Genomic DNA, 15,117 nt, shown 5'->3' with positions numbered 1-15,117 from the left:
TACAGGGTGGCTAGAGGGAGTAGCGGCGTTCGGCGACGCGGTAGAGGCGGCGCCAGAGCGCCGCGTTGGTGCCGACGACGAACAGGCACATCACGACGATGCCGAGCAGCAGGTGCGAGACGTGCTCCGCGCCGGTGGCCGCCGTGGCGCGGGCGATGTAGTCGCCGAGACCGAACGCGTGCTGCGTGTCGCCGTTGTACGACACGATCTCGGCCACGATCGAGGCGTTCCACGCGCCGCCCGCGGCGGTGATGCCGCCCGTCACGTAGCCGGCGAAGACGCCGGGCAGGAGCACGTAGCGCCACCTCATCGTTCGGGGGAGCCGCATGTCGTCGGCGGCTTCGAGCAGGTCGCCGGGGATCGCGCTGGCCGCCGCGATCACGTTGAACAGGATGTACCACTGCGTGCCGAGCGCCATGAGCACGATCCCGCCGATGTTCAGCGGGATGTGCCAGGCTACGAAAACCGCCGTGACCACGGGGAACAGGAAGTTCGCCGGGAAGCTCGCGCAGACCTGGATGATCGGCTGCAGGGCACGGCTCAGCGCCGGGTTCAGGCCGATGATCACGCCGATCGGGACCCAGATCACGGTGGCGACGACCATCACCACGGCGACGCGCCCCATCGTCGCGAGCCCGAGGGGCAGGACGTGGCCGACCTCCCCGATGCCCGCGTCGCGCAGGATCAGTTCGACGGCGCGCCACAGCCCGTAGGCCACGACCGCGGCGACGACGAGCGCGAACACCCAGTTGCCCAGGCGCCTGCGAGCCGGATGCCCGACGGTGGCCGGCGCGCTCCGGCCGAGCAGGCCGAAGGTCGCGTCGAGGGCGGTGACGACGGGGTTCGTCAGGCGACGGAACGCGGAGCCGACGTGCGAGCGGCGCAGGACACCGAGGACCAGCGACTTCGGCTCGCGACCGGTGGCCGAGTCCTCGAGCCGGAACCGTTCGGCCCATGCGGTGAGCGGGCTCCAGAACAGGAGGTTCACGCCGACGATCACCACGATCATCGCGGCGATCGCCCACCCGACGCGGCCGAGGTCACCGTCGGACGAGGCGGTTGCGACGTAGGCCCCGATGCCGGGGAGGGCGTACTCGTTGCCCGCGACGGAGACGGCCTCGGAGGCGGTCAGGAAGAACCAGCCACCGCCGAAGCTCATCATCGCGTTCCAGACCAGCGGGATCATGCCGCTGGGCACATCGAGACGCCAGAACCGTTGCCAGCGAGACAGTCCCAGATTCTGCGCCGCCTCACCGAGGTCGCGGGGTTGGCTGATGAGGCTCTGGTAGAAGGCGAAGGTCATGTTCCACGCCTGCGAGGTGAAGATCGCGAAGATCGCGGCGCATTCGAGGCCGAGCGTGGAGCCGGGGAACAGGGCGATGAAGAGCGTGACCGTGATCGACAGGAAGCCGAGGATCGGCACCGACTGCAGCACGTCGAGGATCGGCAGGAGGACCGCTCGGGCGCGCCGCGAGCGCGCCGCCAGCGTGGCGTAGACGAAGGTGAACACGAGCGAGGCGCCGAGTGCGAGGAACATGCGCAGCAGTGATCGTGCTGCGTAGTAGGGCAGTTCGGCGGGATCGGTGTCGATCCGGGCGCCCGCGTGGGCGGCGTCGAAGGGCGCACCCATGCCCTGGCCCACGCGGATGATGAGCCAGATCAGCGCGGCAGCACCGATGATCACGAGGAGGTCGGCGGCGAACCCGAATCGGCGTCGGCCGACGTTGCGGCGGCGGGCGGGCAGCAGTGCGCTGCCGAGGGGCGTGGTGGTCACAGGTCGACCTCCTCGTGGTCGGAGAGAACGTCCCAGCGGACCGCCGTGACCGACGGCTCCATGCTGAGCTGGCTGATGGCGGATTCGAGCGCGCGGTCGTCGCGACCGTCGGCGGCGAGCGTGGCGCGGACCTCGACCCGCCCCTTCTCCGCGTTGGTGCTGCTGATGGACTGCAGATGGAAGACGGTGCGGCTCAAGGCCTGTACGAGCATGACCCGGACGTGCGCCTCGTTCTCGTCGCGCGTCACGGCGACGAACTCGTACCGGCTGGGAGCCTCCTTGCCGGTGTCCGGCGCCTTGTCGACGGCGTGCCCGACCGATCGCAGCGCGGTGTTCACGCCGATCACGACGGCGGTGCCGATCGCGGCCGGCACGTACATCCCCGAACCGGCGAGCGCGCCGACCGCGGCCGAGCACCACAGCGTGGCGGCGGTGTTCAGTCCGCGCACGGTGAGGCCGTCGCGCAGGATCACGCCGCCACCGAGGAAGCCGATGCCGGACACGATCTGCGCCGCGACGCGGGTGGGGTCGCCGCCGCCGAATCCGTAGGCGGACAACACGACGAACAGCGCCGAGCCGACCGAGACGAGCGCATTGGTGCGCAGGCCGGCCATCCGGGCGCGGTACTGGCGTTCGAGTCCGATCAGGGTGCCGAACCCGACGCCGGCGGCGATGCGCAGCAGCATGTCGAGCAGGGCGATGTTCGTGGTGGAGGCGTGCATGGTGTTCCCCTCGTCCGGGCACGCGCTACCGCGCCGCGGGCCCGAGGGCCGCGGCGGAGCAGGGTGTGGGAGATGTCAGTGGGGCGGAGGAGGCATGCCTCCGGCCCGGATCACGGTGCGCTCAGCGGGTTCCCGCGGTGATGCGGGGAGTGCCGAGCGATCGACTACGACTGTCGTCGGGCATGCGCATCACCTCCATCGGTCGAACCGCGCGCCACAGGAGGAAGGTGAAGTAGATCGCCCCTCCACGTCAGACCTTCAGCACTTCGCGGCGTGAACCCGTGAACGGGAGCCAATCGGGGTGCACCCTTAATCCGGATGCGCCTGTCCTGACCCGGGGCGTCTCTCGACGTTCGGGGTCGCTGGCCTGTTTCCGCGAAGGAGCCTCAGCGAACGATTGGCGCCTTGCGCAACAAGCATGACACGGGGTCCGGGGCGGGGCAAGCCGAGTAGTGTGGCGCGCCATGGAGGTACCCACGACGAGGCGCGGTGTCGGCTCGGCGCCGGAGGCGGGCACGGCGCGCGAGCGGGCCAAGGCCGCGCGCCGCCGCGAATTGCTCGCCGCGGCCGCCGCGCTCATGGCGGAACGGGGCTTCGCGGGCGTGCGGCTGGAGGACATCGGGGCCGCCGCGGGAGTCTCGGGACCCGCGATGTACCGGCACTTCTCGGGTAAACAGGACGTGCTCGCCGCGCTCCTCGAGGAGATCTCCGAGTACCTCTACGACGGTGGCCGCCGGGTCGCCGAGGAGCGCGCCGACGATCCGCGGCGGGCGCTGCACGACCTCGTCGACTTCCACGTCGACTTCGCGGCCTCCGAGCCGGACCTGATCCGGGTGCAGTACCGCGACCTGTGGTCGCTGGCCCCGGAGTCCGCGCGCCGGGTCCGGCGGCTGCAGCGTCAGTACGTCGAGCTCTGGGCCGACGAGCTGACCCGCCTCGGCGGCGACCCGGTGGAGAACCGCGCGACGGTGCACGCCGTCTTCGGCCTGCTCAACGCCGCCCCGAGCCTGCCCGCCCTGCCCCAACCGCGCCTGCGCGCCCTCCTCCGCGATAAGGCCCTCGCCGCCCTCGGGGTGTAGCGCGCCGCCCGCAGGGTGAGCCGTGGCGCGGGGCCGGCGACGCGGCGCAGGGGACGACGGCGTGGCGTGGGGGACGACGGCGTGGCGTGGGGGTCGGTTCACCCCCTCTGTGACGCCGGGCGTCTGGTGGGGGAGCGAACGCCGAGGTCGCGGTTCGGTGCGGCGCGGGGGACGACGATGCCGCGTCGGCGCCATCGGTCGGTGAGCGAACCTCGGGAATCGGCCGCGCGGAAACTACTCGCCGGTAAGACTGGACAGAGGTGGTCGGGCTCACATACTCTCGATTTCAGTTAATGGTGACTAACTCACAAGGAGCGGGCGTGACATTCCGGGAGGAACACGAGGCGAACGTCGCCGAGCTGCGCGAACGGCTCGGCCGAGTGGCTCAGGGTGGCGGCGAGCGGGCCCGCGCACGGCACGAGGGCCGCGGCAAGCTGATGGTCCGCGAGCGGATCCGCCGGCTGCTGGACACCGGCAGTCCGTTCCTCGAGGTGGCGCCGCTGGCGGCCGAGGACATGTACGACGGCAAGGCACCGTCGGCGGGTGCGGTCGCGGGTATCGGCACCGTGTCCGGACGGCAGGTCATGATCGTCGCCAACGACGCGACGGTCTCCGGCGGCACGTACTACCCGGTCACCGTCAAGAAGCACCTGCGCGCGCAGGAGATCGCGATGCAGAACCGGCTGCCCTGCATCTACCTCGTCGACTCGGGCGGCGCCATGCTGCTCAACCAGGACGAGGTCTTCCCCGACCGGGAGCACTTCGGCCGGATCTTCTACAACCAGGCGAATATGAGCGCCGCCGGCATCCCTCAGATCGCGGCCGTGCTGGGCAGCTCCACCGCGGGCGGCGCCTACGTCCCGGCGATGAGCGACGAGACGGTCATCGTCCGCGATCAGGGCACCATCTTCCTCGCGGGTCCGCCGCTGGTGAAGGCGGCGACGGGCGAGGACGTCACCGCCGAGGATCTCGGCGGCGGCCTCATGCATTCCACCAAGTCGGGCGTGACCGACCACCTCGTGGACTCGGACGACGAGGCGCTGGAGAAGGTCCGCCAGATCGTCGGGAGGCTCGGCCCCGTCGGTGAGGTGCAGTGGGACGTGCGCCCGGCAGTGCCGGCGGCCCGGCCGCAGACGGACCTCTACGACGTGGTGCCGACCGATCCGAAGATCGGCTACGACGTGCGCAAGCTGATCGGGATCATCGCCGACGGTGGCGAATTCGACGAGTTCAAGGAGCTCTTCGGCACCACCCTGGTCACCGCGTTCGCGCGGATCCACGGCCATCCGGTGGGCATCATCGGCAACAACGGCGTGCTCTTCGCCGAGGCCGCCCAGAAGGGTGCGCACTTCATCGAGCTGTGCGACAAGCGCCGCATCCCGCTGCTGTTCCTGCAGAACATCACCGGGTTCATGGTCGGCCGCCAGTACGAGGAGGGCGGCATCGCCAAGCACGGCGCCAAGATGGTCACCGCCGTGGCGTGCGCCCGGGTCCCCAAGTTCACGGTGATCGTGGGCGGATCCTTCGGCGCCGGAAACTATTCCATGTGCGGGCGGGCGTACTCGCCGCGCTTCCTGTGGATGTGGCCCAACGCGCGGATCTCGGTGATGGGTGGCCCGCAGGCCGCCGACACGCTCGGGTCGGTCCGCCGCGAGCAGGAGGGGATGGAGGAGTTCAAGCAGGGCGTGCGCGACCAGTTCGATCGGCAGTCGCAGGCCTACTACTCCACGGCCCGGCTGTGGGACGACGGGGTCATCGACCCCGCCGACACCCGCACGGTCCTCGGCCTCGCGCTCGAGGCGGCGTCCCGCACGCCGCTCGCCGAGGTCTCCTACGGCGTCTTCCGGATGTGAGGCAGAAGAAGATGAGCAAGATCGAGAAGGTCCTGATCGCGAACCGCGGCGAGATCGCCTGCCGCGTCATCGACACCCTGCGCACCCTGGGCATCGCCAGCGTCGCGGTGTACTCCGACGCGGACGCCGACGCCCGGCACGTGAAGCTCGCCGACGAGGCCGTGCGCCTCGGCCCGGCGGCCGCGACGGAGAGCTACCTGCGCATCGACAGGGTCGTCGAGGCCGCCCGCGCCACCGGCGCCGATGCGGTGCACCCCGGCTACGGCTTCCTGTCCGAGAACGCCGCCTTCGCGCGGGCGCTGTCGGAGGCCGGGATCGAATTCCTCGGCCCGCCCGTCGAATCCATCGAGACGATGGGCGACAAGATCACCGCGCGCGCCGCGGTCGTGGAGCGCGACGTTCCCGTGGTCCCCGGCATCAGCCGCCCGGGCCTCACCGACGCCGACCTCATCGGCGCGGCCGAGGGCATCGGTTTCCCCGTGCTGATCAAGCCCAGCGCGGGCGGCGGCGGCAAGGGCATGCACCGGGTCGAGAACCCGGCGGACCTGCCCGCCGCGGTCGCCGCCGCGCGCCGCGAGGCCGCCGCGGCCTTCGGCGACGACGCGCTCTTCATGGAGCACTTCGTGGACACCCCGCGCCACATCGAGGTGCAGGTGCTGGCGGACAAGCACGGCAACGTGATCCACCTCGGTGAGCGCGAGTGCTCGCTGCAGCGCCGCCACCAGAAGGTGATCGAGGAGGCCCCGTCGGCGCTGCTCGACGAGGCCACCCGCGCCGAGATCGGCCGCGCCGCCTGCGATGCCGCACGGTCGGTCGGCTACACCGGCGTGGGCACCGTCGAGTTCATCGTCTCGGCCAAGCGACCCGACAAGTTCTTCTTCATGGAGATGAACACCCGCCTGCAGGTCGAGCACCCCGTCACCGAGCTGGTGACCGGAGTCGACCTGGTGGAGCAGCAGATCCGCGTCGCCAACGGCGAGGTGCTGGCGATCGCGCAGGAGGATGTGACGCTCACCGGGCACGCCGTCGAGGCCCGCGTCTACGCCGAGGACCCGGCGGCCGGCTTCCTGCCGACCGGCGGCACCGTGACGGCCCTGCGCTACCCGCGCAGCGACCGCCGCGGCCCGGTCCGCGTGGACACCGGCATCGAGGCCGGCAGTGTGGTCGGCAGCGACTACGACCCCATGCTCGCCAAGGTGATCGTGCACGCCGACGACCGCGAGCAGGCGCTGCGCCGCCTCGACGAGGCCCTCGCCGGCACCCAGCTGACGGGCCTGCGGACCAACGTCGACTTCTGCCGGTTCGTCCTCGCGGACGCCGATGTGATCTCCGGCGAGCTGGACACCGAACTGCTGGATCGCCTGGCGCCCACCTACACCCGCCCCGCGCCGACGGTCCGCGCCTACGCCGCCGCCGCGATCACGGCCGTCGCGGCCGCGACGGGCGACGGTGCCTGGGGCACCGAGACCGGCTGGCGCATCGGGGGCGCGCAGCCCACCGTCGTCCGTTTCGCCGGCACGGAGGAGACCGGCGAGGTCCACGTCTCCGTGCTCGGCGACGCGGTGACGGTGCGCGGCACGGCCGAGGACTCGACGCTCGACGGTGCGGGCACCGCCCGGATCGCCGGCGAGCGTCTCGTGGTGGACGGCTACTCGACGCCGGTCACCGTCGACCTGCTGGGCGGGACCTACTGGGTCAGTGGCGAGGACGGTACGCACGAGCTGCCGCTCGCGCGGTCGACGTCGAAGGACCGCGACGGCGCCCACGGCGGCGACGTCGTGAGCCCCATGCCGGGCGCCGTGGTGGCGGTGCCGGTCGAGGACGGCCAGACGGTCACCAAGGGCGAGACCCTGGTGATCATCGAGGCGATGAAGATGGAGCAGCCGCTGGCCGCGCCGCACGACGGTGTGGTGTCGATCGCGGTGCGCACGGGCGACAAGGTGACGGCGGCACAGGTGCTCGCGACGGTCACGGCGAACACGAACGAAGGTGAATGACATGGAACTCAGCCAGGATTACGCGGACCTGCGGGACACGGTGCGCGACTTCGCGAACCAAGTCGTCGCGCCGGTCTCGGCCAAGCACGACGAGGAGCATTCGTTCCCGTACGAGGTCGTCAAGCAGATGGGGCAGATGGGCCTGTTCGGCCTTCCCTTCCCCGAGGAGTACGGCGGCATGGGCGGCGACTACTTCGCACTCGCTCTCGCGCTGGAGGAGCTCGGCCGCGTCGACCAGTCGGTCGCGATGACGGTCGAGGCCGGCGTCGGCCTGGGCGCCATGCCGATCTACAGGTTCGGCACCGAGGAGCAGAAGCAGAAGTATCTGCCGTCGTTGGCCGCCGGCGAGAACCTGGCGGGCTTCGGCCTCACCGAGCCCGGCTGCGGCTCGGACGCCTCGGGTACGCAGACCACGGCCAAGCTCGATGGCGACGAGTGGGTGATCAACGGCTCCAAGCAGTTCATCACCAACTCCGGCACCGACATCACCAGCCTGGTGACGGTGACCGCGGTGACCGGCACCAAGCCGGACGGGCGCAAGCAGATCTCGACCATCATCGTGCCCAGCGGCACACCCGGATTCACCGTGGAGCCCGCCTACAACAAGGTCGGCTGGAACGCCTCCGACACGCATCCGCTCAGCTTCTCCGACGTGCGCGTGCCGAAGGAGAACCTGCTGGGCGAGGAGGGGCGCGGCTACGCGAACTTCCTCTCGATCCTCGACGAGGGCCGCATCGCCATCGCGGCCGTCGCCACCGGTGCGGCGCAGGGCTGCGTGGACGAGTCGGTGAAGTACGCCAAGGAGCGCAACGCTTTCGGTAAGCCGATCGGCGAGTTCCAGTCGATCGCCTTCGCCATCGCCCGGATGGAGGCCCGCGCGCACACCTCCCGCGTCGCCTACTACGAGGCCGCGCGGCTCATGCTGGCGGGCAAGCCCTTCAAGAAGGAGGCCGCCATCGCCAAGATGATCTCCTCCGAGGCCGCGATGGACAACGCCCGCATGGCCACCCAGATCCACGGCGGCTACGGCTTCATGAACGAGTACCCCGTGGCGCGGCACTACCGCGACTCGAAGATCCTCGAGATCGGCGAGGGCACCACCGAGGTGCAGCTCATGCTGATCGCCCGATCGCTGGGGCTGCAGGCGTGAGCGCGGCGGACTCGGGCGCCGAGCCCGTCAAGCGGGTCACCCAGCGCGGCCTGTGGTTCGACGAGTTCGAGGACGGTGTGCTCTACGAGCACCGCCCCGGCGTCACCGTGACCGAGGCCGACAACATGCTGTTCACGAAGCTGACCATGAACACCCAGGCGCTGCACCTGGACGCGCACTGGTCGGCGCAGCAGCCCGGCTTCGGCGGGCAGCGGCTGGTGAACTCGATGTACACGCTCTCCACGCTGGTGGGCCTGTCCGTGGCGCAGCTGACCCAGGGCACGCTGGTCGCGAACCTCGGGTTCAGCGAGATCGCCTTCCCCGCCCCGGTGTTCGCGGGTGACACGCTGTACGCGGAGACGCTGTGCACCGGCAAGCGGGAGTCGAAGTCGCGGCCGGGCGAGGGCATCGTCAACCTGCGGCACGTCGCGCGGAACCAGGACGGCACCGTCGTCGCGGTGGCCGAGCGGTCGACCCTGGTGCGCAGGGCACCGTCCGCCTCCGATGAGGCGGGGGAGTGAGCGTGTTCCATCACGACGGACGTGACGCCCCCGCCTGGCGGCCGCCGGGCCCCGCGATCCTGTTCTGTCCCGCCGACCGGCCGGAGCGGTACGCGAAGGCGGCCGAGCGCGCGGACGCGGTGATCCTCGACCTCGAGGACGCGGTGACGGCGGAGGCACGCCCGGCTGCGCGTGAGGCCCTCATCGACAACGATCTCGATCCGGAACGGACGATCGTGCGGGTGAACGCCTTCGGCACCTACGACTTCGCCGAAGACATCGAGGCGCTGCGGCGGACCGCCTATCGTGTGGTCATGCTCGCCAAGACCGAGTCCGCGCACCAGCTGGACAAGCTGGCGCAGGTCGACGGGCTGCAGGTGATCGCCCTGATCGAGACGCCGCTGGGCGCGGTGAACGTCAACGAGATCGCCGCGCACCCGCGCTGCATCGGGCTGATGTGGGGCGCGGAGGATCTGGTCGCGGCGATGGGCGGGCGGTCGTCGCGGTTCGCCGACGCCACCTACCGGGACGTCCCGCGGCACGTCCGCTCGGCGACCGCGCTCGCCGCGGCGGCGCACGGCAAGTTCGCCCTCGACGCGGTGCACATCGACATCGCGGATGTCGACGGTCTCGCTGCCGAGGCCGAGGACGCGGTGGCCCTGGGCTTCGCGGCGACCGTCTGCATCCACCCCTCCCAGTCGGCCGTGATCCGCGCCGCCTACCGGCCGACGGACGAGGAGATCGCCTGGGCCCGCGAGGTGCTCGAGGCCGAGGCGGGCAACAACGGCGTCTACCAGGTGCGCGGTCAGATGATCGACGCGCCGCTGCTCGCCCAGGCGCGAGCGATCATGAGCAGAGCAGACTGAGTCACCAGGAGCGAAGATGACCACCACGTCCTACGACCGCGGCCAGGCCGAACCCGCCCTGCTCACGTACACCATCGGCGCGCAGCTCGAGGTGACCGCCGACCGGTTCGGCGAGCGCACCGCGCTCGTCGACGTGCCCTCCGGCCGGCGCTGGACCTACGCCGAGCTCCTCGCGGACTCGCGTGCGTTCGCGGCGGGGCTGTTGCGGAACGGGATCCGGCGCGGCGACCGGGTCGGCGTCTGGGCGCCGAACACCCCGGAGTGGGTGATCGTCCAGTTCGGTACCGCGCTCGCCGGCGTGATCCTGGTCAACCTCAACCCGTCCTACCGGCAGCGCGAGCTCGAGTACGCGCTGAACCAGTCCGGCATCGTCGCGGTGTACACCATGACGAGCTTCAAGACCTCGGAGTACGCGGCGATGCTGGAGGCCGCGCGGCCCGAGGCACCGGAGCTGCGCGACGTGGTGACCTTCGGCTCGGCGGAGTGGGACGCGTACCTGGTTCCGGCGACCGACGACGAGCTCGGCGCCCTCGCCGACCTCGGCGACGAGCTGGCCGCCGACGACCCGATCAACATCCAGTACACCTCCGGCACCACGGGGTTCCCCAAGGGCGCCACGCTCACCCACTCCAACATCCTCAACAACGGCTACCTCGTGGGCGAGCTGCTGGACTACACCGAGCAGGACTCGATCTGCATTCCTGTGCCCTTCTACCACTGCTTCGGCATGGTGATGGGCAATCTCGCGGCGATCACGCACGGTGCGGCCATGGTCATCCCGGGGCCGGCGTTCGTTCCCGACGATGCGCTGGCCGCCGTCGCCGCGGAGAAGTGCACGAGCCTGTACGGCGTGCCCACCATGTTCATCGCCGAACTGGCACTGGGGAACTTCGACGACTACGACCTGAAGAGCCTGCGCACCGGCATCATGGCCGGCTCACCGTGCCCGGAGGAGGTCATGCGCAAGGTGGTCGACCGGATGGGCATGACCGAGGTGTCGATCTGCTACGGCATGACCGAGACCTCTCCCGTGTCCACGCAGACGCGGGTCGACGATGCGCTCGAGCTGCGCGTCGGCACCGTCGGGCGGGTGGGGCCGCACCTGGAGATCCAGGTGATCGACCCGATCGACGGCACGGTCATGCCGCGCGGCGAGGTCGGGGAGCTGTGCACCCGTGGCTATTCCGTGATGAAGGGCTACTGGAACAACGAGGAGAAGACCGCCGAGGCGATCGACGCCGACGGGTGGATGCACACCGGCGACCTCGCGACCATGGACGACGCGGGCTACGTGCGCGTCACCGGACGCATCAAGGACATGGTGATCCGCGGCGGCGAGAACATCTACCCGCGCGAGATCGAGGAGTTCCTCTACACCCACCCGGACATCCTCGACGCGCAGGTGATCGGCGTGCCGGACGAGAAGTACGGGGAGGAGCTGATGGCGTGGATCCAGCTCCGCGAGGGCGTGGACTCGTTCACCGTCGAGGACCTGAAAGCCTTCGCCGACGGCAAGATCGCTCGCCACAAGATCCCGCGCTACGTGCACGTGGTATCGGCTTTCCCTATGACGGTATCGGGAAAAATTCGCAAGGTGCAGATGCGAGAGGAGTCCGTCGGGCTCCTCGGTCTGGGAGAGTAGAGACATGCATTCGATCGATCGGTTCGCCGAATTCGCGGGCGTGCCCACGGGCGACTACGACACAGTCTTCCGGTACTCCGTCGAGGAGCCCGAGAAGTTCTGGGGCGGAGTGTGGGACTTCTTCGAGCTCGGTGAGCGCACGGGAGCGGTGCTCGAGGCCCGCGAGATGCCCGGAGCCCGCTGGTTCCCCGAGGTGGAGCTGAACTACGTCGACCGGGTGCTGACGTTCGCGGACCTGCCCGGCAATGCGATCGTCGGTCTCTCGGACGACGGTGCGCGGGTGGAGGTCCCGTGGTCGGAGCTGCCCGCACGGGTGTCCGCGATCGCCGAGCTGCTGCGCTCCCTCGGGGTCGGGGTCGGCGACACCGTCGCGGCCTACCTCCCCGACGAGCCCTTCGCGGTCCTCGCCTTCCTGGCGACGGCGTCGATCGGCGCGATCTGGTCGGGCTGCGGCCAGGACTACGCGCCCGAGGGCGCGGCGGGCCGCATGGCGCAGTTGGAGCCCAAGGTCCTGTTCGCCCGCGACGGCTACGCGTTCGGCGAGAAGCAGGTCGACAAGCGAGCCGATACCGCCGAACTCGCTGAGCTGCTCGGTGTTCCGCCGACGCATGTGATCACGCAGCTGCCCGAGCCGGGCGCGGACACCCCGGACCTGCGGCCCGTGCGGGTTCCCTTCGACCATCCGCTGTGGGTGCTGTTCAGTTCCGGGACCACAGGCAAGCCGAAGGGGATCGTGCAGGGGCACGGCGGCATCCTCGTCGAGCACGTGAAGGTGTTGGGGCTGCACAACGAGATCGGTCCCGGCGACGTCTTCTTCTGGCACACCGCGCTGTCCTGGATGATGTGGAACTACCAGGTGGCCGGCCTGCTCATGGGTGCCACCATCGTGACCTTCTCGGGGCACCCGTTGGCGCCCACCGCCGATCGGCTCTGGCAGGTCTGCGAGGACGAGCGGGTCACCTTCTACGGTACCAGCCCCGGACAGCTGCAGGCCTCGCGCAAGGCCGGTCTGAACCCCGGCACCGAGCACTCGCTGGTGCTGCGCACCATCGGCAGCACCGGCTCGCCGCTCGCGCCGGACCTGTTCACCTGGGTCGATGAGCATGTGGCGCACGGGCTTCCGGTGAGCTCCGTCTCGGGCGGCACCGACGTGTGCAGCGCCTTCTGCGGTGGCACCGCATCGGTACCGCACGTCCCCGGGGAGCTGACGGTGCGCTACCTCGGGTGCGCGATGGATTCGTGGGCGCCCGACCGCACGCCGCTCGTCGGCGAGGTGGGCGAAATGGTGATCACCATGCCCATGCCGTCGATGCCGACGCGCTTCTGGAACGACCCGGGCGACAAGAAGTACCGCGCCGCCTACTTCGAGCACGAGTGGACCGACGGGGTCGCGCCGAACGTGTGGCGTCACGGCGACTGGGTGGAGCTGACGGACCGCGGATCGGTCACGATCCACGGCCGCAGCGATGCGACCCTGAACCGCAACGGGATCCGCATGGGCTCGGCCGACATCTACGAGGTGGTCGAGGCCGTCCCGGAGGTCGCGGAGGCCATGGTGGTCGGCGTGGACGGCCCGGACGCGCGGTACTGGATGCCGCTGTTCCTCACGCTCGTGCCCGGCGCCGAGCTGACGGACGAGCTGGTCGGGCGGATCCGCACCGACGTCAAGACGCGCCTCTCACCGCGGCACGTGCCCGACGAGGTCATCCTCGCCCCCGGCATCCCGCACACCAGGACCGGCAAGAAGCTGGAGATCCCCGTGACCGGCATGCTCGCCGGCCGCGAGGTCAGCGTCGACCCCAAGTCCGTGGACGATCCGGACCTGCTGGGCTGGTACGAGGAGCAGGGCCGCCAGCACGCCTGGTGATCGGCACTACCGGAGCGCGGAACGAAGGGAGTTCCACGCAGGCTTCGCCGCGTAGTTCGCGTCGAGGAGGTTCGCGCTGCCGTAGCCGGAGAAGGTGGCGGGGTAGTCGGTGATCCAGGAGCGCTCGTCTGTGAAGCCCCACACGGTGAGTCCGGTGCAGCGCTCGATCTGCCGGCACAGCCCCGCCATCGTCGCGTAGACCCGCGCCTGGCGCTGTAGATCCTCGGCACCGGCCCGGCCGTCCTTCGTCGGGATCCGCACGTCCAGCTCGGTGAACCGGACGTCGAGTCCGAGATCGGTGAACCGCCGCAGGTTCGCGCGCATGTCCTCGGTCCGCGGCTGCTGATCCGCGCCGCCGAGCATGTGTGCCTGGAAGCCGACACCGTCGAGCAGGGGCCGCCGCTCGGCCCGGCCGTCGACGACCACCTCGACGCTGGTCTCCCGCAGCTTCTTCGCCAGCGCCAGCAGGGCATTCGACTTGTCGCTGACGGTCTCGGCGCTGTGCTCGTTGAGGTAGAGCTTCATCGTCGGTGCGGCGAGGCGCGCGGCGCGGAACGCATCGACGATGTACTGATCGCCGGAAGTCGTTCGCCACCAGGCATTGTGCTGTAGGGTGCCGCGCTGGTCGAATGGCTCGTTGACCACGGTGACCGTCGACGCCCTGCCCGCGTACCGCCCCACGACCTTCGTCACCAGGTCGGTCATGAACCGGTGCCGCTGCGCGTCCGGGAGTGCCCGCACGTACTCGGGCACGACGCCCCACACCTGCTGGTCCAGGGGATCCCAGATCAGCGAATGGATCTGGAAGTCCTGACGGTTCCGACGTGCGGCATCGGCGACCGCGTCCGCCTCTCGGAAGTCGAACCGCCCCGCGGCCGGCGCGACGGTGTTCGTCATCGTCCCGATCTCCGTGGTCAGCGAACCGAACTCGCGACCCGCGATCTCCGCGTAACAACGGTCACCGTCGGCGAAGGAGGATCGGTAGGCGGTCCCGATCGTCCGTCCCTCGGCGAGGTCCCGCAGGGGTGGGTCGGGCAGGGCGCACGGGCCCGCGCGGTTCGACGGTGACGGTGCCCCGCCGGGCTCGACCGATCCGCAGGCACAGGCGGCGATCGCCGCGGCCAGCAAGATCGCCCCGAGCCGTCCCTGTTTCATGACCCGAGCGTACGGATGTCGTGTTCGGCCGAGGACGGACTACTCGGCCCGAACACGTCGAGGGGCGGCGCCGTTCGTGAACGGTGCCGCCCCTCGTGCAGTGCGGGGTGGATCAGAGGTGACCCGAGGTGCACGTCCAGACGAAGATCGACCCACCGCCGGACAGCGAGATGGCGCTCCGCTGCGCCGCGTAGAGGGAGCGGCCCGTGCCGCCCTGGTACCGCGTGCGGGTCTGGGCGACCGCGCCGCAGCCGTCGCTGAACGAGGCGAGCACCTTGCAGCTGCCCCAGCCGCACGAGTTGAGCGCGGCGCGCTCGGCGGCGCCGCGGGACGGGTAGTCCCACGAGCGGCCGGTCGCGCCGTTGGACGCGACCGCGATGGCGCCGAAGTTGACGGCGGCGTTCGCGGCGGGGGCGGCCGCGATCTGGATGCCGCCCGCGACGCTCGCGGTGGCGACGGCGGCGACGAACGCCTTCTTGGTGAGGGTCTTCATGGTGGTGCCTTTCTCGGAA

Annotated in this window: 12 protein-coding genes and 1 riboswitch; of the genes, 8 read left to right on the top strand and 4 right to left on the bottom strand. The window is 70.4% G+C overall.

Going from position 1 to position 15,117, the window contains the following annotated elements; all coding sequences use genetic code 11:
- Window positions 1-10: 10 nt before the first annotated feature.
- Window positions 11-1,774, bottom strand: coding sequence for an ABC transporter permease (locus AXK61_RS23045; protein WP_175400093.1), 1,764 nt, complete (start codon window positions 1,772-1,774; stop codon window positions 11-13).
- Entirely contained in the window at window positions 1,771-2,475 is a 705-nt protein-coding gene (locus AXK61_RS23040; RefSeq protein WP_068575302.1) for an MgtC/SapB family protein, read from the bottom strand. Before AXK61_RS23040 ends, AXK61_RS23045 begins: the two co-directional genes overlap by 4 nt.
- Window positions 2,476-2,732: 257 nt before the next feature.
- Window positions 2,733-2,901, bottom strand: a riboswitch (M-box (ykoK) riboswitch).
- 59 nt (window positions 2,902-2,960) lie between these two features.
- On the opposite strand from AXK61_RS23040, the gene AXK61_RS23035 reads away from it, so the two are divergent.
- The 8 genes from AXK61_RS23035 to AXK61_RS23000 all read left to right on the top strand — a co-directional run bounded on the left by AXK61_RS23035 (window position 2,961) and on the right by AXK61_RS23000 (window position 13,450).
- Window positions 2,961-3,575: a TetR/AcrR family transcriptional regulator gene (locus AXK61_RS23035; protein WP_068574746.1), complete on the top strand. Its 615-nt coding sequence runs from the start codon at window positions 2,961-2,963 to the stop codon at window positions 3,573-3,575.
- A 320-nt stretch (window positions 3,576-3,895) separates the two neighbouring features.
- Window positions 3,896-5,428: a carboxyl transferase domain-containing protein gene (locus tag AXK61_RS23030; RefSeq protein WP_414930022.1), complete on the top strand. Its 1,533-nt coding sequence runs from the start codon at window positions 3,896-3,898 to the stop codon at window positions 5,426-5,428.
- An 11-nt stretch (window positions 5,429-5,439) separates the two neighbouring features.
- Complete coding sequence (locus tag AXK61_RS23025; protein ID WP_068747200.1) at window positions 5,440-7,425, top strand: ATP-binding protein; 1,986 nt, start codon at window positions 5,440-5,442, stop codon at window positions 7,423-7,425.
- Between the two features lies 1 nt (window position 7,426).
- Entirely contained in the window at window positions 7,427-8,575 is a 1,149-nt protein-coding gene (locus AXK61_RS23020; protein ID WP_068747097.1) for an acyl-CoA dehydrogenase family protein, read from the top strand.
- Window positions 8,572-9,096 carry a MaoC family dehydratase gene (locus AXK61_RS23015; protein WP_068574751.1) on the top strand — a complete coding sequence of 175 codons (525 nt, stop codon included), beginning with the start codon at window positions 8,572-8,574 and terminating at the stop codon, window positions 9,094-9,096. The genes AXK61_RS23020 and AXK61_RS23015 overlap by 4 nt, the downstream gene beginning before the upstream one ends.
- A gap of 2 nt (window positions 9,097-9,098) precedes the next feature.
- A complete protein-coding gene (locus AXK61_RS23010; protein ID WP_068575304.1) occupies window positions 9,099-9,941 on the top strand; it encodes an HpcH/HpaI aldolase/citrate lyase family protein in 843 nt (280 codons plus the stop codon).
- A gap of 16 nt (window positions 9,942-9,957) precedes the next feature.
- Window positions 9,958-11,583 (top strand): AMP-binding protein, encoded by a 1,626-nt coding sequence (locus AXK61_RS23005; RefSeq protein WP_068747096.1) that lies wholly within the window; start codon window positions 9,958-9,960, stop codon window positions 11,581-11,583.
- A gap of 4 nt (window positions 11,584-11,587) precedes the next feature.
- Window positions 11,588-13,450, top strand: coding sequence for an acetoacetate--CoA ligase (locus AXK61_RS23000; RefSeq protein ID WP_068747095.1), 1,863 nt, complete (start codon window positions 11,588-11,590; stop codon window positions 13,448-13,450).
- A gap of 6 nt (window positions 13,451-13,456) precedes the next feature.
- On the opposite strand, the gene AXK61_RS22995 is transcribed toward AXK61_RS23000, so the two are convergent.
- The gene (locus tag AXK61_RS22995) at window positions 13,457-14,605 is read right to left on the bottom strand and encodes an endo-1,4-beta-xylanase (RefSeq protein WP_082789510.1); all 1,149 of its coding nucleotides are present in this window, start codon (window positions 14,603-14,605) and stop codon (window positions 13,457-13,459) included.
- Window positions 14,606-14,717: 112 nt separating this feature from the next.
- Entirely contained in the window at window positions 14,718-15,098 is a 381-nt protein-coding gene (locus tag AXK61_RS22990) for a DUF4189 domain-containing protein (protein ID WP_068747094.1), read from the bottom strand.
- Between the last annotated feature and the right edge of the window lie 19 nt (window positions 15,099-15,117).

The sequence above is a fragment of the Tsukamurella pseudospumae genome (assembly GCF_001575205.1).
GTDB lineage: Bacteria > Actinomycetota > Actinomycetes > Mycobacteriales > Mycobacteriaceae > Tsukamurella > Tsukamurella pseudospumae.
The sequence above is the reverse complement of the archived record's forward strand: the minus strand, read 5'-3'. Positions and strand labels throughout refer to the sequence as shown.

Coding starts and splice junctions, on each gene's coding strand:
- AXK61_RS23000 (WP_068747095.1), top strand. CDS start 11,588: ATGCATTCGATCGATCGGTTCGCCGAATTCGCGGGCGTGCCCACGGGC.
- AXK61_RS23005 (WP_068747096.1), top strand. CDS start 9,958: ATGACCACCACGTCCTACGACCGCGGCCAGGCCGAACCCGCCCTGCTC.
- AXK61_RS22990 (WP_068747094.1), bottom strand. CDS start 15,098: ATGAAGACCCTCACCAAGAAGGCGTTCGTCGCCGCCGTCGCCACCGCG.
- AXK61_RS23020 (WP_068747097.1), top strand. CDS start 7,427: ATGGAACTCAGCCAGGATTACGCGGACCTGCGGGACACGGTGCGCGAC.
- AXK61_RS22995 (WP_082789510.1), bottom strand. CDS start 14,605: ATGAAACAGGGACGGCTCGGGGCGATCTTGCTGGCCGCGGCGATCGCC.
- AXK61_RS23025 (WP_068747200.1), top strand. CDS start 5,440: ATGAGCAAGATCGAGAAGGTCCTGATCGCGAACCGCGGCGAGATCGCC.
- AXK61_RS23035 (WP_068574746.1), top strand. CDS start 2,961: ATGGAGGTACCCACGACGAGGCGCGGTGTCGGCTCGGCGCCGGAGGCG.